The sequence below is a fragment of the Paenibacillus sp. PCH8 genome (assembly GCF_002968835.1).
GTDB lineage: Bacteria > Bacillota > Bacilli > Paenibacillales > Paenibacillaceae > Paenibacillus.
Genome location: NZ_PKQK01000006.1, coordinates 61,100 through 83,908, shown reverse-complemented (window position 1 = coordinate 83,908; position 22,809 = coordinate 61,100). Strand labels below are relative to the sequence as shown.

General features: G+C 45.7%; 18 protein-coding genes. All 18 read right to left on the bottom strand.

Annotation, left to right across the window (positions count from 1 at the left end; all coding sequences use genetic code 11):
- Positions 1-3: 3 nt before the first annotated feature.
- Complete coding sequence (dut, locus tag C0Q44_RS25860; protein WP_181151175.1) at positions 4-456, bottom strand: dUTP diphosphatase; 453 nt, start codon at positions 454-456, stop codon at positions 4-6.
- A complete protein-coding gene (locus C0Q44_RS25855) occupies positions 413-1,693 on the bottom strand; it encodes a M16 family metallopeptidase (RefSeq protein WP_105410049.1) in 1,281 nt (426 codons plus the stop codon). Before C0Q44_RS25855 ends, dut begins: the two co-directional genes overlap by 44 nt.
- 101 nt (positions 1,694-1,794) lie before the next feature.
- Positions 1,795-2,790 (bottom strand): polysaccharide deacetylase family protein, encoded by a 996-nt coding sequence (locus C0Q44_RS25850; protein ID WP_105410048.1) that lies wholly within the window; start codon positions 2,788-2,790, stop codon positions 1,795-1,797.
- 173 nt (positions 2,791-2,963) lie between these two features.
- Complete coding sequence (pnp, locus tag C0Q44_RS25845) at positions 2,964-5,066, bottom strand: polyribonucleotide nucleotidyltransferase (RefSeq protein WP_105410047.1); 2,103 nt, start codon at positions 5,064-5,066, stop codon at positions 2,964-2,966.
- 259 nt (positions 5,067-5,325) lie between these two features.
- A complete protein-coding gene (gene rpsO, locus C0Q44_RS25840; RefSeq protein WP_056700672.1) occupies positions 5,326-5,595 on the bottom strand; it encodes a 30S ribosomal protein S15 in 270 nt (89 codons plus the stop codon).
- A 157-nt stretch (positions 5,596-5,752) separates the two neighbouring features.
- A complete protein-coding gene (locus C0Q44_RS25835) occupies positions 5,753-6,691 on the bottom strand; it encodes a bifunctional riboflavin kinase/FAD synthetase (protein ID WP_374955152.1) in 939 nt (312 codons plus the stop codon).
- 72 nt (positions 6,692-6,763) lie between these two features.
- Positions 6,764-7,687: a tRNA pseudouridine(55) synthase TruB gene (gene truB / locus C0Q44_RS25830; RefSeq protein WP_105410046.1), complete on the bottom strand. Its 924-nt coding sequence runs from the start codon at positions 7,685-7,687 to the stop codon at positions 6,764-6,766.
- The gene (locus C0Q44_RS25825; protein ID WP_105410045.1) at positions 7,681-8,658 is read right to left on the bottom strand and encodes a DHH family phosphoesterase; all 978 of its coding nucleotides are present in this window, start codon (positions 8,656-8,658) and stop codon (positions 7,681-7,683) included. Before C0Q44_RS25825 ends, truB begins: the two co-directional genes overlap by 7 nt.
- Before the next feature lie 19 nt (positions 8,659-8,677).
- Positions 8,678-9,037, bottom strand: a complete 360-nt coding sequence (gene rbfA / locus C0Q44_RS25820) for a 30S ribosome-binding factor RbfA (RefSeq protein WP_105410044.1) — start codon at positions 9,035-9,037, stop codon at positions 8,678-8,680.
- A gap of 25 nt (positions 9,038-9,062) precedes the next feature.
- Positions 9,063-11,672, bottom strand: coding sequence for a translation initiation factor IF-2 (gene infB, locus C0Q44_RS25815; RefSeq protein ID WP_105410043.1), 2,610 nt, complete (start codon positions 11,670-11,672; stop codon positions 9,063-9,065).
- A complete protein-coding gene (locus tag C0Q44_RS25810; protein WP_105410042.1) occupies positions 11,665-11,994 on the bottom strand; it encodes a L7Ae/L30e/S12e/Gadd45 family ribosomal protein in 330 nt (109 codons plus the stop codon). Before C0Q44_RS25810 ends, infB begins: the two co-directional genes overlap by 8 nt.
- Complete coding sequence (rnpM, locus tag C0Q44_RS25805) at positions 11,987-12,292, bottom strand: RNase P modulator RnpM (RefSeq protein WP_105410041.1); 306 nt, start codon at positions 12,290-12,292, stop codon at positions 11,987-11,989. Before rnpM ends, C0Q44_RS25810 begins: the two co-directional genes overlap by 8 nt.
- 25 nt (positions 12,293-12,317) lie before the next feature.
- Entirely contained in the window at positions 12,318-13,415 is a 1,098-nt protein-coding gene (gene nusA, locus C0Q44_RS25800) for a transcription termination factor NusA (protein ID WP_105410040.1), read from the bottom strand.
- 123 nt (positions 13,416-13,538) lie between these two features.
- Positions 13,539-14,000: a ribosome maturation factor RimP gene (rimP, locus tag C0Q44_RS25795; protein ID WP_105410039.1), complete on the bottom strand. Its 462-nt coding sequence runs from the start codon at positions 13,998-14,000 to the stop codon at positions 13,539-13,541.
- Between the two features lie 255 nt (positions 14,001-14,255).
- Positions 14,256-18,575, bottom strand: coding sequence for a PolC-type DNA polymerase III (locus C0Q44_RS25790; protein WP_105410038.1), 4,320 nt, complete (start codon positions 18,573-18,575; stop codon positions 14,256-14,258).
- A 148-nt stretch (positions 18,576-18,723) separates the two neighbouring features.
- Complete coding sequence (gene proS / locus C0Q44_RS25785) at positions 18,724-20,178, bottom strand: proline--tRNA ligase (RefSeq protein WP_105410037.1); 1,455 nt, start codon at positions 20,176-20,178, stop codon at positions 18,724-18,726.
- A 62-nt stretch (positions 20,179-20,240) separates the two neighbouring features.
- Positions 20,241-21,512: an RIP metalloprotease RseP gene (gene rseP / locus C0Q44_RS25780; RefSeq protein ID WP_105410036.1), complete on the bottom strand. Its 1,272-nt coding sequence runs from the start codon at positions 21,510-21,512 to the stop codon at positions 20,241-20,243.
- A 113-nt stretch (positions 21,513-21,625) separates the two neighbouring features.
- Entirely contained in the window at positions 21,626-22,765 is a 1,140-nt protein-coding gene (locus C0Q44_RS25775) for a 1-deoxy-D-xylulose-5-phosphate reductoisomerase (RefSeq protein WP_105410035.1), read from the bottom strand.
- Positions 22,766-22,809 lie beyond the last annotated feature (44 nt).

Sequence of the window (22,809 nt, the reverse complement as noted above, 5' to 3'; positions counted from 1 at the left end):
TGTTTATTTCCCGGTATGACCAAATCCGCCTTCGCCACGTACCGTTTCCGAAAGTACATTCACTTCCGTCAATTCAACTGCTGGTACGGTCTGGAAGACGATCTGTGCAATGCGCTCTCCCCTTACAATCGTGAAGGGTTCCTGACCCAGATTAATTAGCAACACTTTAACTTCTCCGCGATAATCCGCATCAATGGTACCCGGAGTGTTCAGACACGTAATTCCATGTTTGAAGGCCAATCCGCTACGAGGACGGATCTGTGCTTCCAATCCAGCGGGCATCGCCATCGCAAGTCCGGTTGGGATCAATGTACGCTGACCCGGTTGCAGCACAACATCTTCCTGAATTGCCGCTACAACATCAAAGCCGGATGCCAGCTCCGACATTTTTTGTGGCAATTTAATATCTTCATTACCCGGTAACTTCTGTATTTGAACGTAATGCAACCAAATCATCCCTTCTCAACCCAGCGATCGTCTTATCCGAAGCGCCAACCATGGCAAGTGCGAATGGCTCCGCAAACATCAGATCGAGTACCGCGTTAATATCGTTCATCGTAACTTGCTCGATTTTGGCGATCATCTCATCCAGTGTATGGTGTCTGCCCAACATAAGCTCGTTTTTACCCAGACGATTCATACGACTGCCTGTGCTTTCCAAGCTAAGAATTAGACTGCCCTTCAGCTGTTCTTTTCCTTTACGAAGTTCATCTTCGGACAGACCGTTTACAGCCAGGTCGCGCAGAACCTCTTTGGTCAGATCGAGCACTTCTTTCGTCTGTTTCGGTGCTGTACCTGCATATATGGTGAATAGTCCACTGTCCGCATGGGAGCTGTGATAGGAATACACGGAGTACGCAAGACCCCGTTTCTCTCGAATTTCCTGAAACAGTCGGGAGCTCATGCCTCCACCAATGGCGTTATTCAGAACAACCATGCCGAATTGAAGTGGGTCTCCGATTTTACAGCCCGGGAACGAAATACAGATATGATTCTGTTCCGTTTTCTTTTTGTGGAAGAGCTGTCCGCTTTGGAATGCCGGCATCGTGACTGCTTGAGTCACACCATTCACGTCAAATACGCCAAAATACTTCTCCATCAGATCAATTACGCTGTCATCAATATTGCCCGCGATACTAATGACCGTATTCTCAATCGTGTAGTGCTCTTTCATATATGCACGCAGATGACTGGAATCCATTACTTTGAGACGTTCTTCCGTACCCAGAATCGGGTAAGCGAGCGGATGCTCCCCATACGCAGCCAAGGCCATTAGATCATGAACCATGTCATCAGGCGTATCTTCATACATCGAGATTTCTTCCAGAATGACGTTTTTCTCCTTGATCAGTTCACCATCATCCATTTTGGAGCGGAAAAACATATCGGACAGCACATCCACTGCAATCGGCAGATGTTCATCCAGAACTTTAGCATAATAACATGTGTATTCTTTGGAAGTGAACGCGTTCACATTACCCCCAATCGCATCGAACTGCTCTGCAATCGCCTTGGCATCATAACGATCTGTTCCTTTGAACAGCATATGTTCAATAAAATGTGATACTCCGTTATTCGCAGGTTGCTCATTACGTGAACCTGTCTTGACCCATATTCCGAAAGATACGGAACGGCAGGTCGGTATCTGTTCCATGACAACTCTGAGGCCATTCCCCAGCTGAATTTTTTTCATGGTTGGCCCTCCTAGATCTCTATAATTGTCTTGATCACAATCCAACAAGATTGAAATCGACATTTGGTTCCAACTTTTTGATATTAACAAAAAAACAACGTTCACTCAACCGCAGAAGCTTTTATACGTTCCGAAGACAGTGTCTCACTTACCGTTCCTAACGAAAGACCTTTGGCCCGTATGGACTTAATCATTCCTTTTAAAGCTCCCGAAGAAGCAGCTGTAGGGTGCATCAGAATTAACGTGCCAGCCTCGGTATTTTTGGCAATTTTGGCCACAACGGAATCGGGGCTTGGCTTGCGCCAATCTACAGTATCCACTGTCCACAACACGGTTTGCAGTCCCATGGATGAAGCAATGTCTACAGTCTTCTGATTAAAGTCACCGGAAGGTGGAGCAAACCAACGGTTTTCCACACCGAGAGATTTAAGAAGCAAATCTTGAGTTTTGCTAATTTCAAGCTTGGCCCGTTCTGCGCTCAATCGACTCATATTTGGGTGAGAATATGCATGATTGGACAACTCATGCCCACGCTTCTGAATTTCCTTGGCCAGTTCCACATTCTTGCTTAGCCAGCTTCCATCCAGAAAAAATGTAGCCTTCACCTTCTCAGCTTCAAGCGTGTCCAACATAGGTATAATAAGCTCATTTCCCCAAGCCACATTGATCATAAAAGAAACCATTGGTTTGCTCTCATTCCCTCGATAGATCGGATGTGCACCCAAATCTTTAAGCTGAACCTCAGGCTGAATTTGACGATAAACATATGCTATCTTGGTATTCAACGTTCCACTCAGTGCTTTACGGTAAGTCGCTTCCACATCAATCTCCATGCCATTATAGCCAGGTATCGCCTTCCATACTCGATCTACTCTGGCATTCACCGGGGCAATTTTTGTTTCGGCTGCTTTATCCCGAATCGCCGACAACAGCGCATCTTCTCCGGTTGCCTCCTTGAACATGTCAAAAGCATTCTGAGTACCTGGCCCATCACGGATCTCCGTAATGTATGTACGCACACTGCCAACTTGTCCGACTAATATAACCGCAGTCACACCCGCCAGAACAGCCGCCAGTTTTTTGGATTGGTTTCCCACAGCTCCATCCTCCCGCCGTCTTTGTCCCCATCATATGAGGACAAGGGCAAGAATATGAATACAAAGCCAGGGTATTCTGCTTGCTAAACGTATTTGAACGTTAAAAAAAGAGCCAGAAATTCACATTCTGCCTCTTCATTCAATATATCCATTTAATAACCTTTGTCCGTGACCTAGGATTGAGCCGGAGCTTCGGTAGTCAAAACGGCTTTGCGGGACAAGTTAATACGACCTTGTGGGTCAATCTCCGTTACTTTCACCGTAATGGAATCACCAATAGCCACAACATCTTCCACTTTGGCAACACGCTCTGTTGACAGTTGTGAGATGTGTACCAGACCTTCTTTGTTCGGAAGCACTTCGACGAATGCACCGAATTTCTCAACACGTTTGACTTTACCGACATAAATCTCGCCGATCAGTACTTCACGTACAATGCCCTCAATGATCGATTTGGCCTTATCATTCATTTCCTGGTTGGAAGAAGCGATAAAGACACGTCCATCTTGTTCAATATCAATTTTAACACCGGTTTCTTCGATGATTTTATTGATAATTTTACCACCTGCACCAATGACATCACGGATTTTGTCCGGATTGATATGCATCGTTGTAATTTTAGGCGCATATTGTGATAACTGCTCACGTGGAGTTTTCAGAATTTCGTTCATTTTGCCCAAAATGTGCATACGGCCTTCTTTGGCTTGCGCCAATGCATCAGACAAAATTTGACGATTAATGCCCGCAATTTTGATGTCCATTTGAATTGCGGTTACACCTTCTGGTGTTCCAGCGACTTTGAAGTCCATATCACCCAGGTGATCTTCCATACCTTGAATGTCACTCAGAATGGATACATGATCACCATCTTTGATCAGACCCATAGCCACGCCCGCAACTGGAGCTTTAATTGGAACACCTGCATCCATCATAGCCAAAGTGCTGGCACAGATACTTGCCTGAGATGATGAGCCATTGGATTCCAGAACTTCAGACACCAGACGAATCGTGTATGGGAAATCCGTTTCAGAAGGGATTACTTTGGAAAGAGCACGCTCACCCAGAGCACCATGTCCGATTTCGCGACGGCCTGGAGCACGCAGTGGACGAGCTTCACCTACGCTGAATGGTGGGAAATTATAGTGATGCATGAAACGTTTTGTATCTTCAAGACTAATTCCGTCCAAAATCTGAACATCACCCAGTGCACCAAGTGTACAGATGCTGAGTGCTTGCGTTTGACCACGTGTGAACAGTCCTGAACCATGTGTACGTGGCAGCAGGGATGTATCACATTCAATTGGGCGAATCTCAGCAAGTCCACGTCCATCCGGACGAACTTTATCATGCGTAATGAGACGGCGCACTTCTTCTTTGATAATATCATGAAGTACTTCTTTCACGTCTTTAAGCAATTCTGGACTTTCAATATATTTCTCTTCAAAGTGAGCAACTGTTTCGTCATTCACTACATCAATTGCATCTTGACGAGCATGCTTCTCGGCGATTTTAACAGCTTCCACCAGACGAGCACTTGCGAAATCACGCACACTGCTGTTGACTTCAGCATTAACGGTACGTAACTTAACAGCCATTTTTTCTTTGCCCGCAACTTGTACCAGTTGTTCGATTACAGCAATAATGTTTTGGATCTCATCATGACCAAACATGATTGCTTCGAGCATCACTTCTTCTGGTAGTTCGTTTGCCTCAGCCTCAACCATCATGATGGCATCCTTGGTTCCTGCAACGACCAGCTCAAGCTCACTTACTTCAAGCTGTGCAATCGTTGGATTAATGATGAACTCGCCATCAATACGTCCAACTTTCACGCCACCAATCGGTCCGCTGAATGGAACATCCGAAATGCTCAGAGCAGCCGATGTACCGATCATCGCAGCGATTTGTGGTTCACAGTCCTGATCCACACTCATAACGATATTGAGAACTTGTACATCATTCCGGAAACCTTCCGGGAACAATGGACGAATTGGACGGTCTGTCAGACGGCTTGAAAGAATCGCTTTCTCACTCGGTCTGCCTTCACGTTTGATAAACCCACCCGGGATTTTACCAACGGCGTACAATCTTTCTTCATAGTTTACCGTTAGAGGGAAAAAGTCCAGATCTTTCGGCTCACTTGATGCTGTCACGGTACACAATACAACGGTATCCCCGTATGTTACCTTAACGGCAGCATTAGCCTGCTTGGCCAAACGCCCAGTTTCAAGCGTAAGCTTTCTTCCGCCAAGCTGCATTTCAACACGCTGTTCCATGAAATTCCTCCTTTTATTCGTTCCTAACTCAATGGATTCTGCATATTTACAGTATTTCCTGCTTGTCCTGCATTCATTAGCTATGTAAGTATCTTGCAACATGCTAATCTGCACAACAAAAGCTCCTCACGGAGCCTCAGCTACAAATATATGGCAACATGTTCATTTACAAAACAACCCGGCTGTAAGTTCCGCTTGTCCTTTTAGACAAAAGATTGACGGATAACAGCCAGGTTGGTTTTGAAAACATGTACGATAATTAACGACGCAATCCGAGTTTTTCGATCAGTGCGCTGTAACGTTTAACATCTTTGTTTTTCACGTAAGCCAAAAGCTTACGACGTTGACCTACCATTTTCAAAAGTCCACGACGTGAGTGGTGGTCTTTCTTATGCGTGCGCAAGTGGTCTGTCAAACTTCTGATGTTTTCCGTAAGGATAGCAACTTGCACCTCTGGAGATCCTGTATCGGACTCGTGAGTTTTGTGCTCGTCGATCAGTTGTTGTTTACGTTCTTGAGTCAATGCCATCCTGTTCACCTCCTTCATATAATCGCCATTAGCCTCGTCACCGCCGGTGAGAGCAAGCAACCAAGCCAAGGTTGTCTGTTGTCTCATTCGACAACGTAGTACATTGTATCATAGTTGCCCAGACAAAGTAAATGTAAACCTGTATTTTCTTAAAGCTTTAAGATAACAGGCGGGCAGCGGTCAAAGCATCTTCACGAATCTGACTGATCAATGCATCAATCGAATCAAATTTTCGTTCTGCACGAATATAGTGAACAAGCTCAACCTTCAGTTCTTGATCATACAATTGAGCATCAAAATCAAGCAGGTGCACTTCAAACGTAGGTTTCATTCCGCCTTCATGAAACGTAGGTTTTACACCAAGATTCATTACACCCTTCAGTTCCTGTTCACGATACTGCACACGAACAGCATAAACACCTTTTGAAGGGCTCACATAATGATCTGCTAGTTCAAGGTTAGCGGTTGGAAATCCAATGGTCCGTCCTCGTTTCTCTCCGTGAATCACGGTGCCTCTGATACTGTAAGGACGTCCCAGCCACTGACTGGCTTCATCCATTTCCCCACGCTTCAGCAAACCACGAATAAGAGAGCTGCTCACCTTCTCACCATTTAGCAAGAATGGAGGAACGGTTTCCACCGTCATGTCTCCCTGTCCCAGAGTGCGAAGTAGCTGTTCATCTCCTGCACCCTTGTGACCGAAACGGAAATCAAAACCAACTACCGCTGTTCGTGTCTGAAGAGGAATTAACAGGTCATGTACGAATTGCTCTGGAGTCAACCTGGAGAAGCCTTCATTGAACTCCACCACGTAGAGTACGTCAACACCCATTGCTGCCAAGATGTCTTCCTTGTCTCTCAAAGGAGTTAAATAACCCTCGTAATCCCCTTTGCGCATAACTTCCTTCGGATGTGGATGAAAGGTCATGACCGCTGCCTGCATGCCCGTTTCGCGCGCAATGCGGACAGCTGATAAAATGACACTTGCATGTCCGAGATGCAGTCCGTCGAATTGACCAATCGCGAGCACTTGGGGAAGGGTGCTTAGCTCAGTCGAATGTAACGTCTGCGGATAGGTTAGCATTACGGTTTTCACAATCATTCACCTGCAATTCACTTGATAGGCCAAGCTCGGGCATCACCATAAGATCATACCCAAGATCTTTTTTTATTCCGGTAAAAAGACTTTAACTGCCCTCACCGTTGCTTTTAATTCATCCCGTTCAAATATCCCCAGAAACGTACCATCCTGAGCATACAAACGTAGCAAACCAGGTTGCTCTACAGGCGGCTCCAGAAGACGCGCTGACAGTTTCTGGCCTTGAAGTGCTCCTTTGGTCTGATCCTCTCCAACCTTGTGGGATGGAATGGAAGCAATAGCCTCGTCAACAGGAATCAGCACCTCCGCCAAAGTCCCTTCAGCCATGAGTTGCTCCACTTCTTCGATGCGAAGACAACGATCTGCGGAGATACCCGCCGATATCGTACGCTCCAGTCGAACCATGGTCGATGGATAACCGAGTTGTCGGCCGATGTCTACACACAACGTCCGAATGTACGTACCTTTAGAGCACAATGCGCGGAACGATATATCGGTGGTTTCACCCTGAGTCTCGATCCCTGTAAGTTCTAGCTCATAGATCGTGACTTCACGGCTCTTGCGCTCTACCGTTTTCCCTTCACGAGCAAGCTCGTATAATCGTTTACCGTCCACTTTCACAGCGGAATACATGGGTGGCACCTGAGAGATCGTACCCAGAAATTGTTCAAGTACCTTCTTAACCTGTTCCTCAGTCACTTCAACAGTCGTTTCTGACCGCTCAATCACTTCACCCGTCATGTCCTCTGTATCGGTAGACAGACCCAGTCGGAGTGTTGCCAGATACTCCTTGGGAAGCTCCTGCATGTACTCCACCACACGAGTTGCACGCCCTAGACAAAGCGGCAGCACACCAGTGACTTGGGGGTCCAATGTGCCTGTATGACCAATACGCTTCATTTTAAGTATACGCCGCATTTTGGCCACGACATCATGGGAGGTAAACCCCGCCGGTTTATATACCGGAAGTATACCTTCAAATGGTTTTACCATTGTGAACTCACCTGCTTCAGCACTTTTGCGATGATATCTTCCAAGTTACCTTCCACGCGACATCCGGCTGCGAGAACATGACCGCCTCCACCAAAGTTCTGTGCAAGTGCAGAAACATCAATTTTACCAGCTGAGCGAAGTGATACCTTTACCGCATTTTCACTAACGACTTTGAAAAAGATACCGACTTCCACGCCCTGTATGTTGCGCGGATAGTTCACTACCCCTTCAAGATCTTCGTTAGCAGCTCCACAAGCCATCATATCAACTGGTGTAATAACTACCCAGGCTATCTTGCCATCTTCGGTCATCTGCAAGCTTGACAATGCCTGATTCAAGATACGAACTTGAGGCAGCGTTACCTGCTCCAGCAAAATCTGAGCCAGATACGGTCCATCCACACCATATTCCAGCAATCGGGAAGCCGTATTCATGACATTGGGGCTGGTATTCGCATAACGGAAACCACCGGTATCTGTAAGCAATCCTGTATAGACTGCTGTAGCTACATCCGTGTTCAAAATCACCGGGAAGAGATTGAGAAAATCAAACAAAATCTCAGCCGTTGCCGCAGCATCTGACTTAATGATATTCACTGTGCCATAAGCATCATTGGTTGGATGATGATCAATATTCAGAATGATTGCATCTTCTTCAAAATAGTGACGGGTATGACCCACTCTGGCAAAGTCGGCACAGTCCACACAAATTATAGCTTTGTATTTACGCTGTGGTGGTTGTTCGGTCATGTTCACGATGGAATCCGCTTCCCACAAAAAACGCATACGTTGTGGAATTTCGCCTTCATTAATCATCGTGAATGTCTTGCCCAGACATGACAGCAGCCAGCCCACCGTTACCGTCGAGCTGACTGCGTCACCGTCCGGCTGTACATGCGACACGACCAGGTAATCATCATGCTCCAGCAGAAATTGCTTTCCGGCCTGGAGCGCCTGTTCATAAGTGTGCATTGCCGTCTCCTCTATTCTGTTACTGGGATTCGTTCTTGTCGGAACCAATATCGCCGAGCAGCTTCTCAATCCGGCTACCGTAAGCGATGGATTCGTCAATCTTGAATATCAACTCGGGAACATGACGAAATCGGATACGTTTGCCCAGCTCTGAACGCAAAAATCCATTTCCTTTTGCCAGCGCTTTAAGCGTGTTATCTTTTTGTTCCTGTTCACCGAAGACACTCAGATAAACCTTGGCTTGCGACAAGTCACCTGTCACTTCGACTCCCGTTACGGTAACAAAACCGATACGTGGATCTTTCAGTTCAGACTGGATGAGCAGACTTAATTCTTTCTTAATCTGCTCGCCCACTCTACCTGTACGAATCTTAGCCATCATTGTTCACCTCATGCTTCCTTGCTTATCGTTGTACAGTCTCCATAATGAAAGCTTCAATAACGTCGCCTTCTTTGAGATCGTTGTATTTATCCAGTGTGATACCGCACTCGTAGCCTTGAGCTACTTCTTTAGCATCATCTTTGTAACGTTTCAGGGAATCCAGCTTGCCTTCGTAAAGGACGATGCCATCACGAATCAGACGTGCTTCCGCGGAACGTGTAATTTTACCTGAAGTAACCATACAACCAGCAATGGTACCCACTTTACTGATTGAGAACGTGCTCCGAACTTCAGCATGACCGATTACTTTTTCTTTGAAGATCGGATCAAGCATGCCTTTCATTGCTTGTTCGATTTCTTCAATAACGCTATAGATAACGCGATGCAGACGAATGTCTACCTGCTCTTGATCTGCAGTCACTTTACCCTGGTTATCAGGACGAACGTTGAAACCAATGACAATGGCATTGGATGCAGCGGCCAAAATAATATCGGATTCAGTGATTGCACCAGCGCCGCTATGAATGATCTTCACGCGTACACCTTCAACTTCGATTTTCGCAAGCGAACCTTTTAATGCTTCAACCGAACCTTGTACGTCACCTTTGATGATTACGTTCAAGTCTTTGATCTCGCCATCTTTGATGTGCTGGAACAGGTCATCCAGCGTCACGCGAGTATGTGTACCCAGATCGGATTCACGTTGCGTAATCGAACGTTTGTCAGCGATGGAACGAGCCTTACGCTCATCTTCAAACACCATGAACGGATCTCCAGCACCTGGAACTTCAGTCAAACCTGTGATTTCTACAGGTGTTGAAGGTCCAGCTTCTTTTAAACGACGACCTTTGTCATTGACCATCGCACGCACACGACCGAAGCAGTTACCTGCTACGAAGGCATCTCCGACTTTCAATGTACCGTGCTGAACGAGAATACGTGCAACTGGGCCACGTCCTTTATCCAACTCGGCTTCAATCACTGTACCACGGGCACGTTTGTCCGGGTTCGCTTTGTATTCATTCACTTCTGCAACCAGCAGAATCATTTCAAGCAGACCTTCAAGACCCATTCTTTGTTTCGCTGACACGTTAACAAAGATGGTATCTCCGCCCCATTCTTCCGGAACGAGTTCATAGCTGGTCAATTCTTGTTTCACTTTATCCGGATCAGCACCCGGCTTGTCAATTTTGTTAACAGCCACAATAATTGGGAGCCCAGCAGCCTTCGCATGGTTAATTGCCTCAATCGTTTGTGGCATCACACCGTCATCCGCAGCTACAACAATAATCGTCATATCCGTAACCTGTGCACCACGTGCCCGCATCGCTGTAAATGCTTCGTGACCCGGAGTATCCAGGAATGTGATCTTTTTGTTGTTAATCTCAACTTGATATGCACCGATGTGCTGCGTGATTCCGCCTGCTTCACCATCGGATACATTCGTGGAACGAATCGCATCCAGCAATGTTGTTTTACCATGGTCAACGTGCCCCATGATCGTAACTACTGGTGGACGAGCCTGCAAGTCAGCAGCTTCATCATTCTCTTCGAGTGTCTCGAAACGATCATCTTCGAGTACAATCTTCACTTCAACCTCAACACCGAATTCGCCTGAAAGCAGAAGGATCGTTTCGATATCAAGCTCTTGATTGATTGTTGCCATAACACCCATAGCTATGAGTTTTTTGATAACCTCCGAAGCATCCTTATGGAGCAACTTCGCTGTTTCACCTACGGTCATATCACCGCGTACGATGATTTTCTTAGGTGTGTTATCAATTTTTTCACGTTGCTGATACTGTTGTTGATTTCTGTTGCGGTTGTTCTTGCCACCACGGTTACCACGGTAGTTGCCACCACGATTGTCATCATAACGACGCCCACCGCCACCGGAATTCGAACGGTTTCCGCTATTGTTGTTGTTATTGTTATTATTGTTGCCAGAAGTACCACCTGGCCCGCTTCTACGTTGGCCTTGTCCTTGGCCTTGGCTCTGTCCTTGGCCACCGCTACGGTTTCCGCCAGTACCTGTGTTGCCACCGCTAGTAGGTCCTGAAGGTCTTGCTTGACCCCCACCGCTGTTACTCGGGCGTTGCCCAGTAGTACCTTGCGGACGGGAAGCAGTACTGCTTTGCCCACCTTGAGCTGGTCTTGGACGGTTACTTGATTGTCCCCCTTGGCTAGAACCTTGGGAAGAATTCGTTCTGTTACGGCTGTCTTGGCCGCTGGGTCTTTGAGTGCCATTGTTATTGTTGGAATTTGGTCTATTGTTCATACCTACCTGCTTTTCCTGTTGTATTTTTGTTTGTACGGGACTACCGGATGGGTTATTGCTATTCGGCGTGTTCACTCCGCCGGCCGGCTTGTTGCTGTCCACTGTTTGGTCACTGCGTACTGCCGAAGTAGCAACTGGTTTTGCTTCGTTGCCTTGTTTGGAAGCAGCAGTGGATTTTATATCTTTAAAAAATTGTTCCACCTTACCGACTGAACCATTCTCCATGACACTCATATGATTGTTTACGGGAATTTCCAGCTTTTTAAGAATGGTTATAATTTCTTTACTACTCATATTAAGGGACTTCGCATATTCATAAACTCGCAATTTATCCTTGTTTTCCTGTTTACTCAATATACTCCACCTCCGACATTATACCGATTTGCTTGGAGATCATTTTTGCAAACCCTCGATCCGTTACTGCAAGAACAACACGCGTGTCTTTACCGATACTTGAACCCAGGCTATCCCGGTCAAATCCGATCAACAGTGGAACCTTATAAGTTCCGCATTTGTCGCGAAATTTCTTTTGTGTATTGGCTGAGGCGTCACCCGCTACAATAACCATTTTTGCTTCGGAAGAACGGATCGCTTTAAGTACAATTTCTTCACCTGTTACAAGTTTACCTGCACGCATAGAGAGTCCCAGATAAGACAGCGTTTTAATATTAGTCATGTTCACGCTCCTGTGCTGCTATAAATTCATCCTCAACCGCGATGAAGTCAGCTGCTAATTGCTCGTAAATTCCAGGTGAAACTTTGCCTTTCAACGCCCGATCCAAAGACCGGTTTTTGAATGCAAGCTTAAAACAAGACTCTTTGCCGCATAAATAGGCACCACGTCCGGATTTTTTGCCAGTCAAGTCAATTAGCACTTCATCCTCTGGCGTTTTAACGATGCGAATCAGCTGCTTTTTGGGCATCATTTCCTGGCATGCCACACATTTGCGCAGCGGCACTTTTTTTGGTTTCATACGTCAGCGCCCCCCGTACTTTACTTTAATCGACGGAGACGGAATCCTGATGCATTTCAGAAGAAGAATCTTTTTCTCTGCCGAATTCCTGTTCCGCCTGGCTCTCACTCTTAATGTCGATTTTCCAGCCGGTTAATTTGGCTGCCAATCTGGCATTTTGGCCTTTGATACCAATAGCGAGGGACAGTTGATAGTCCGGAACGATAACCCGAGCCATCTTTTCTTCCTCAAATACATGAACTTCCAACACTTTGGAAGGACTCAGTGCATTAGCAACATATTCGTTTACCTGATCAGAGAAACGAACAATGTCGATTTTTTCACCGCGCAGCTCACCCACAATGGTCTGCACGCGCACTCCCTTAGGACCTACACAAGATCCGACTGGATCAACTTCCTCATTTCGGGAATGAACGGCAATTTTGGAGCGGAACCCTGCTTCGCGTGCAACGGAACGAATCTCAACTACACCATCAAAAATTTCAGGCACTTCCAGTTCAAAGAGACGTTTCAGGAGGCCCGGATGGGTACGGGACAAAATGATTTGCGGCCCTTTAGTCGTATTCTCGACCTTGGTGATATACGCCTTAATACGATCACCATGAACAAACTTCTCGTTCGGCATCAATTCGGTCAGCGGTAAAGCCGCTTCGATTTTGCCCAGATCGATGTAGATATTGCGCAAATCCTGACGCTGCACCACTCCCGTAATGATATCTTCTTCCTTATCTACGAAAGCGTTGTAGATCAGGCCGCGTTCGGCTTCACGAATCCGCTGGGTCACTACCTGTTTGGCAGTTTGTGCGGCGATACGTCCGAAATCACGCGGCGTAACTTCAATCTCCGCAATATCTTCCAGCTGGAAGTGTGGGTTGATTTCTCGTGCAGCGGGTAATGAAATTTCGGTACGTGAATCAAGAACTTCTTCCACGATCAATTTACGAGCATACACCCGAATAACTCCCGTATTGCGGTTCATGTCAACACGCACATTCTGGGCCGTATTGAAATTCCGCTTATAGCTGGAAATGAGTGCAGCCTCGATCGCTTCAAACAGCACATCCTTGCTGATCCCTTTTTCCCGTTCCAATTCATTCATTGCTTCAATAAAATCCATACTCATGAATGTTGATCCCCCTTTCAAACATGGCATCTCATACGTAAAACGGCGAAAGGCTCTGAACTCAAGAGCACCTTGCCGTTATCGTGAGATGTGTCTTTTTCATTAATAAAGTGAACAAGGCACTTAAAACAAAATAGCTAGGCGCGCGCCGGCAACCTTATCATAAGAAATGGCATGCTTCTTCTTGCCTGCTTCGATCACGAGTTCCCCATCATCAAAGGAAAGTAGCTTCCCTTCAAATTCCTTCAATCCATCCACCTGCTCGTAGGTTGTAACAAATACATTCTTGCCTACGGCTTTGGTAACGTCCTCAGGTTTTTTCAGTGGACGCTCGGCACCGGGAGAAGACACTTCAAGGAAATAGATGGTTGGAATCGGATCGTTCTCATCCAGCTTCGCACTTAGCTTTTCGCTGATCAAGACACAATCGTCGATGTCGATGCCATCCTCTTTGTCGACATACACCCGTAAAAACCAGTTGCTGCCTTCTTTGACGTATTCGATGTCAACCAGCTCGAAGCCTTGTTCATTCAAGTAGGGTTGGATCATTTCTTCCACGGTAGATTTAATGTTAGTTGTGCTCAAAACCGATAACCTCCAACTTAGGTTACACCAGCAAAAACACTGGCAGATAATTAAATACCCAAGATTCTTTTATACCAAAGATTAAAGAGTGGGTTTCCCCACTCTTTAGAAATTCGTACTATCTCGTTCACTTCAAAAATTATAACATAGTCTGGTAATAGTGACAAGTAAGCCATCATTCAGGCAGTTCACTTACTAATGAAGGAAAAATCACCTATACCCGGCCAATCATCGTTCCATGTTCCAAAACTGATCCTAGAACAAAGATAGTTGATTGCTCTCTGGCAAACCACGGAAGCATCCCATGTTCGATAAGAGTTCGACAATCGTCTTACTTGCTTTCGATTTTTGCTGGAAATCTTCCACAGAGAGAAACTCACCATGTTCTCTTGCCGCAGCGACATTGCGCGCTGCGTTGTCCCCGATTCCGGCCAAAGCGGAAAACGGAGGAATTAATGATTTGCCATCTACGATAAACTTCGTAGCCTCAGAACGATATAAGTCGATCGGTTTGAGAGAGAATCCACGAGCAGCCATTTCCAGTCCCATCTCCAGAACAGGCAACATGTTTTTTTCTTTTGGCAATGCTTGGAATCCTAGTTGCTCAATCTCTACGATTTTCCGAGAGATCGCATCATATCCCTGACAGATTAGTTCGATATCAATCTCATCTGCACGAACGGTAAAGTAGGTCGCATAATATTCAATTGGATGATACAACTTGAAGAACGCAGTACGTACAGCTGAAATAACGTAAGCGGCCGCGTGAGCCTTAGGGAACATGTACTGAATTTTGAGACAGGAATCAATATACCACTGTGGCACTTTACAATTCTTCATCTCATCGATCCATTCCTGTGGCAAGCCGCGGCCCTTACGTACACTCTCCGTAATTTTAAACGCCAGACTTGCGTCCATACCTGCTTTGTATATCAGGAACAACATAATATCATCCCGACAACCAATTACTGTTTTAATGTTACATGTTCCGTTTTTGATCAGATCCTGTGCATTACCGAGCCACACACCCGTTCCGTGTGATAGACCCGAAATCTGTAACAGATCGGCGAAGGATGCTGGCTGTGATTCGACCAACATTTGACGAACAAATTTAGTACCCATCTCTGGTACACCAAACGTTGCCACAGGTGAACGAATCTGTTCAGGCGTTACTCCCAAGGATTCCGTCGAATTGAACATACTCATGACTTTAGGATCATTCATTGGAATCGTTGTCGGATCAACACCTGTCAAATCCTGCAACATCCGCATCATAGTCGGATCATCATGACCCAGAATATCGAGTTTTAGCAAATTTTCTTCAAACGCATGATAGTCAAAATGTGTGGTTTTCCACTCAGCGTTAACATCATCTGCCGGGAATTGAACCGGTGTTACATCTTCAACCTCAATATAATCAGGCACCACGACTATACCGCCGGGATGCTGTCCTGTACTCCGCTTTACCCCGGTGCAACCAGAAGCCAGACGATTCAATTCAGCTCCGCGCCATTTCTTTTGATGGTGTTCCTCATATTTTTTAGCAAAACCAAAGGCTGTTTTCTCAGCCACAGTACCAATGGTTCCGGCACGAAACACGCTTTTTTCACTAAATAGCACTTTCGTATAGTTATGAGCATGAGGCTGATAATCACCAGAAAAGTTCAAGTCAATATCGGGAACTTTATCCCCTTTAAATCCAAGGAAGGTTTCAAACGGAATATCCTGACCTTCTCCTTTGAGTGTGTTACCACAGTCAGGACATTCTTTCTCAGGTAAGTCAAAACCACTCCGGACACTGCCATCCAGGAACCATTCACTGTGCTTGCATTCCGAATTCACACAGATATAGTGTGCAGGTAATGGATTAACTTCGGATATACCCAGGAATGTTGCGACGACAGATGAGCCGACTGATCCCCGCGAACCTACGAGATAGCCATCCTGATTCGATTTTTTAACCAGTCGCTCCGAGATCAAATAGTTGGCAGAGAATCCATATTTAATAATCGGTATCAATTCTTTCTCTAGTCGTGCCACGATCACTTCCGGCAGTTCCTCACCATAGATTGACTTGGCGGTGTTATAGCAGGTACTACGTATCTCATCGTCCGCACCCTCCAGAATCGGCGTAAACAATTTGTCAGGGAACAGCTTGATTTCTTCAAACCGGTCAGCCAATTCGACCGTATTCGTAACAACAACTTCGTAAGCTTTATCCTGACCTAAGAACTGGAACTCTTCCAGCATCTCACCCGTCGTTCTAAAGTGTGCATCCGGTTTACGCTGATCCTTGAGTGGGCTAAATCCTGTAATTCCGTGGATTGTGATATCCCGATATAGCTTGTCCCGAGGTTCCAGATAATGCACATTGCCCGTGGCAATCACTGGTTTATCCAGCTTTGCCCCGATATCAATGACTTTACGTATCGCTGTTTTTATCTCTTCTGGTGTAGCTACCAACCCTTTATCCACCAAATGCATGTACATCGTTATTGGCTGGATCTCCAAAATATCATAGAACTCAGCGATCTCTTCCGCTTCTTCAAGCGATTTGTTAAGCACTGCTTCGAAGAACTCACCTTTTTCACAACCCGATAATATAATAAGACCTTCACGCAAATTAATCAGTTTCGATTTTGGAATACAGGGTACCCGCTTGAAATGCTCTGTATGCGAAAGAGATACCAGTTTATAAAGGTTTTTCTTGCCAATATCATTCAGTGCATAGATTCCGCAATGGAAAGGTCTTGTATTCGACAAATCAACACCCACATAATCGTTCAGGCGATCAAGCATCGTCAACCCTTTCATCTGGGCAGCGTCATTTAGCAATCCGATCAGTATGCCTGCTAGAGCAATCGTATCGTCAATGGCACGGTGATGACTTTCAAGTCCAACCTTATATTTATCCGCCATCGTATTCAATCGGTGGTTCTTATTTTTTGGAAATAACAATCGTGCCAGCTCCAACGTATCAAGGACAGGATTCGCAAGCTCTGGCATTCCAAGTTTCTTCAGGGAAGCCTGGATAAATCCCATATCAAAACGTGCATTATGCGCAACAAGCACACCATCTCCGGCAAACTGTACAAACTCTCGGATAACTGGCTCCAGTTCAGGTGCATCTTTTACCATGTCATCATTGATATTAGTCAATTGCTGAATGTTGTAGGGAATGCGTTCATGCGGATTCACAAATGTCGCATACCGGTCAATTTCTTTACCGTCTTGCATCTTCACCGCAGCAATCTCAATAATTTTGTTCTGCGTTACCGAAAGACCCGTAGTCTCGATATCAAATACGATGTATGTTGCTGTTTGGAGATCCAATGGCTTAGGAGCCATTACAACTGCAACGGAGTCATTCACTACATTGGCCTCTAGGCCATAGATCATTTTAATTCCGTTTTTCTTAGCTGCTTTGGATGCCTCGGGATACACTTGTACACCCCCATGATCGCTCACAGCAATCGCCTTGTGACCCCATTCAGCAGCCATTTTCACGTATTTGTCGATTGAAGTTACAGCATCCATTGTGCTCATCGTAGAGTGCAAATGGAACTCAACCCGTTTCTCAGGCGCATTATCCTTGCGAGACGGCGGTGCCTTGACTTCTATAAGATCCGAAGGAATCATAGCCAATTCAGGAATTTGCATAAAGCGGTCATACTCTACACGGCCACGCACTTTCACCCATTTACCGTTAGCCAATAAGCTGAGAATTTTAACATCCTCTTTTGTTTTGGCAAACATCTTCATTTGCATGGAGTCCGTAAAGTCGGTCAGATAGAATGTGAACAGCGTATTTCCGTTTCGCAGTTCTTTGCGATCCAGACCGAACACCGTACCTTGAAGTGTGACCTTTTTCTCTTCATCCTGGATTTCTTGCATGGGTACTGCCGGCTCCTTGATGTCATAACCCATCTGCAAACGCAGATCTCCCTGCTCCTCATCCACCGGGATTTCTGTGTCCACTTCACTCATCATCTTTTCGATGACCTGAAGCTCTTCTACACGTTTTTGGGCCTGAAATTGTTCCATCGCCTCTTTATTGCTCGCTACTTCGCCCACTTGCATTTTAATGCGAAGCGGTAGATGGAAGTATTTTTCATAGAATCTCGTGATAGCCTGATCAATCTGTTTCTTACGAGCCAGTTCCATTGATGTTGCGTCACTCATCGTCAGTTGCAACAGATCGGCTTCACATTCAAAGGTCGTACGGTTCATCCAACCATTGACCGATGGGATCTCACGTGTAACCCACTCCAGAAACAGATTCCAATATTCACTGACAATATCACCAATCTGCACCTGTTCTGTATATTTGAAGCCAAATGAAATTTTGGCGATATGATTCATCTTCTCCTGAATATGCAGGCAAAACGTACGATAGATTGGAGCTGGTACCAAAGTATCCTTAGCAATCAGGATATTCCACTCCCGATTACTGCGGTTTGTTTCCACTTGTTCAATCCAGCCATCCAAAAAGTAGGGCTCTACCAGACCCGTCGGGAGCTCCGTCTGTTTCATCAACAACTCAAACCGTTTTCTCTTCTCCTCAATTCCACTCATTGCGTTCCTCCTTGTACCTCCTTAAAACATAAAGAGCCTCTGTATTCAAAAATGTCCCCGATCCGAACTCGCACCGACTCATTTTATCCGACAGAAGCTCTCCATTACTCATACGGTGATTAAGTGCTTTTCATCAAGTAGTCCTGACTTAATACGCTCTTGCAAACACTACCGTGTGTTTCGCCTGTTCACCACAAGCCAGACACGTATGCTTTTCTTCCGCAGGTTGGAACGGAATGTTCCGACTTGTTGCACCCGTGACTTCTCTTACTTTATCTTCGCAAGCTTCTGAACCACACCAACCAGCCAGTGTAAACCCGCGTTTATTCTCCATCTGTTCTTTCATTTCTTCCAACGTATCCACAGAATAGAAGTTATCCGACATAAATGTGCGCGCACGGTCCAGCATATCCGCCTGTACTTGCGTCAGCATCGATTGGATTTCTTCTACCAGATTCGCTTGTTCTACCACTTTCTTCTCACCTGTAATCCGTGATACAAGGACACATACACCATTCTCCATATCACGCGGACCAATTTCGAGACGGATTGGAACACCACGCATCTCGTATTCATTAAATTTCCAACCTGGACGAACGTCACTGCGATCATCCATTTTCACACGGACTCCAGCTTGTTTCAACTCAGCAAACAACTCATCTGCCCGACCTACAACAGCATCCCGTGTTTTGGGCGGCCCAATTGGGATCATAACGACTTGGGTAGGTGCCACTTTTGGAGGAAGTACCAGACCACGATCATCACCATGCACCATAATCAATGCCCCGATCAAACGTGTGCTTACCCCCCAAGAAGTGGTATAAGCAAGTTCAAGCACATTATTCCGGCTAAGATACTGGATTTCGAACGCTTTTGCAAAGTTTGTTCCCATATAGTGAGAAGTTCCTGCTTGCACAGCACGTCCGTCCTTCATCATGGCTTCGATCGAATACGTATCCACTGCACCAGCAAACTTCTCGGATTTGGTTTTCTGGCCCACAATAACTGGAATAGCCAGATATTCTTCAACAACTTCACGATAAACCTCAAGCATTTTCATCGTTTCTTCACGTGCTTCTTCTTCGGTCTCATGCGCAGTATGACCTTCCTGCCATAGGAACTCAGTTGTGCGAAGGAAAGGCAACGTTCTTTTTTCCCATCGGACTACGTTAGCCCACTGATTAATCAATACCGGAAGATCCCGATACGATTGAATCCACTTGGAATACATGTGACCAATGATCGTTTCAGATGTAGGACGAATTGCCAGACGCTCTTCCAGCTTCTCTCCACCAGCTTCAGTAACCCATGGTAGCTCAGGGTTAAAGCCTTCCACATGCTCTTTTTCCTTTTGAAAGAAACTCTCAGGAATGAACATTGGGAAATAAGCATTGCGATGGCCCGTTTCACGGAAACGACGATCTAACTCATCCTTAATATGCTCCCAGATTTCAAATCCGTCTGGTTTGAACACAATACAACCGCGTACGGGTGCATAGTCCATCAGATCAGCCTTTTTAATAACATCAATGTACCAGCGTGAGAAATCCTCGCCTTGTGGAGTGATTTCGGTCACGAATTGCTTATCATTTTCCTTTGACATAAGACTCCCGCGTCCTCCCATAACGACTATCTCTGATTACTCAGAGTGCAGTCAAACCGTAATTATCCGTTAATTAAACGTAGTATATCATTATATGTTACTGCCAGCATCAACACGAACAACATCGCAAATCCGACGAAGTGTACCATGCCTTCGCGGTTAGGATCAACAGGTCTTCCGCGTAACGCTTCAATTCCCAAAAATACAAGACGACTCCCGTCCAGTGCAGGTATCGGCAACAGGTTGAAAATACCAAGGTACAGACTCAAAATGGCGGCCCATCTTGTTAATTGCTCAATTCCTTGCTTGGCTATTTGCCCTGTCACTTCAAATGTACGAACTGGACCACCGATATCATCCATATTAAATTGATTGATTAGATGTTTGAAACCTTCAAATATTACTCTGGTTGTATCAACCATAGCTATGCCTGATACGGTAAAAGTCTCCACAAATCCAACAGATCGGGTTGGCAACGTAGGTACGATTCCTACTTTTCCGCCCTCTTGTCCTTCTACGGCTCGTGGAGTAATCGTTATATTAAACGTTTCATTTCCCCGACGCAGTGTCCATTCCATTGGCTTGTCTTTGGAATCGGCAATCATCGTCACCATTTTTTGAGAATCTGTACCAATAGCAGTACCATTAATAGTTTCAATAATATCTCCCTTTTGCAGGTTAGCCTGATCAGCAGCTCCACCTTCGAGCACTTCGCCAATTTCCAAATTTTTCGGATTCTCTACCGGTACTCCTGCCATCTGTGCATATACAGCAAACAGTACAAAGGCCAAGATAAAGTTCATCAGGGGTCCCGCAAAAATGGCCAATGCGCGCTGCCCAACGGTTTTACTACCAAATTGACGATCTTTCGGTGCAATTTGCGTTTGTTTACCACGACTTACCAACATCGCTTGGGGATGTATTCGATACTCCTGAATTTCACCATCTACATCCAGTTGAAGCTTCAGGGCCTTCTCCATATCAATGGAGACGACTTCACCACGTATTACATTTTTACGGTTATCCAATTGATCCAGATAGATCATTTTCACCTGGTCATCAACAGATCTTACCGCAATGGTCTGTCCTTCCTGGATCTCTACCAGTTCCGGGTCTTCCCCTGCCATCCGTGCATATCCACCAAAAGGCAACAAACGCAATGTAAACTGGGTTTCGTTTCTTTTATATGAGAACAATTTGGGACCAAAACCAATCGCAAACTCCCGTACAAGAATACCGGCGCGTTTGGCAAAGTAATAATGCCCCCATTCATGAACCGTCACGATGACAAAGAACATGAGCACCGTTAGAAATACCACTTGTATGGTTTCCAATCCCTATCCATCCTCCTTCACGGCACATACCGCAGTCTGTCCCTCTAGATTATCATTATTCTCTGATGCTGCACAAGAGAATCACTTCTTCCATTTTGTTGTGAAAAAAGAGATTACAGACTGGACGCGAGCTTTCGGCTCTCCTGATCACATCGCGCAATTTCTTGTAGATCAGGCTCGTCCACATTGTGGTGTGCTTCCAGCACAGAAGCAATAATATCTTCTATTTTAAGGAACGAAATCTCTTTACGCAAGAAACGGGCTACAGCAACCTCATTGGCTGCATTAAATGCCGTTGTTGCAGTCCCCCCCATTTTACCACACTCATACGCCATTCTTAAACATGGGTAACGTTCCATATCCATCTCGCGGAAGTGTAACTTCCCTGCTTGAGCAAGAGACAGACGCTGTGCCGGTGAGGGCAAACGGTCAGGATAAGTCAGTGCGTACTGGATCGGAACCCGCATATCTGGATTACCCAGTTGAGCTATAATACTAGTGTCATTAAACTCCACATAGGAATGGATGATACTCTCCGGGTGAAGCAAGACACCGATCTGATCATAATGAAGACCAAATAACCAATGTGCTTCAATGACCTCCAGTCCCTTGTTCACCATCGTTGCCGAGTCAATCGTAATTTTGGACCCCATTGACCAATTCGGATGTTTGAGTGCATCTTCCACTGTCACATCCTTCAATTGTTCTCGAGTCAGATCACGAAATGAACCACCTGAAGCAGTTATCGTAATGCCTGTCAGACGCTCACGATTTTCTCCATTCAAACATTGGTAAATCGCAGAGTGCTCGCTATCGATGGGTAATATGGAAACGCCTTTTGCAGCGGCTCTCGCCATAACAATATGCCCTGCCGAGACCAGTGTCTCCTTGTTTGCGAGTCCGATCTGTTTGCCACCATCAATCGCAGCAAGCGTCGACTCCAGCCCAACACTCCCCATCACAGCTGTAACAACCGTATCCGCATCCGTCCCTGCTGCAACTTCAACCAGACCTTCTGTGCCGTAGAACAACTGCGTTCCTGCAGGTAAATAAGGAGCTACCTTCTCTGCCAAGTCTTTGGACCCAACGGATACTTTCTTCGGCCGGTAACGCTTGGTTTGTTCGATCAGCAGGTCTGTATTGCTTCCCCCAGCCAGTCCCTCCACTTGAAAGAGTTCTGGGTGCTTGTCTACTACATCCAGTGTCTGGGTTCCGATGGAACCGGTCGACCCGAGAATCGCAATTTTTTTCATGTTCCACCTCATCTTTAATTATCGTGACCTACGGTGAACAATCC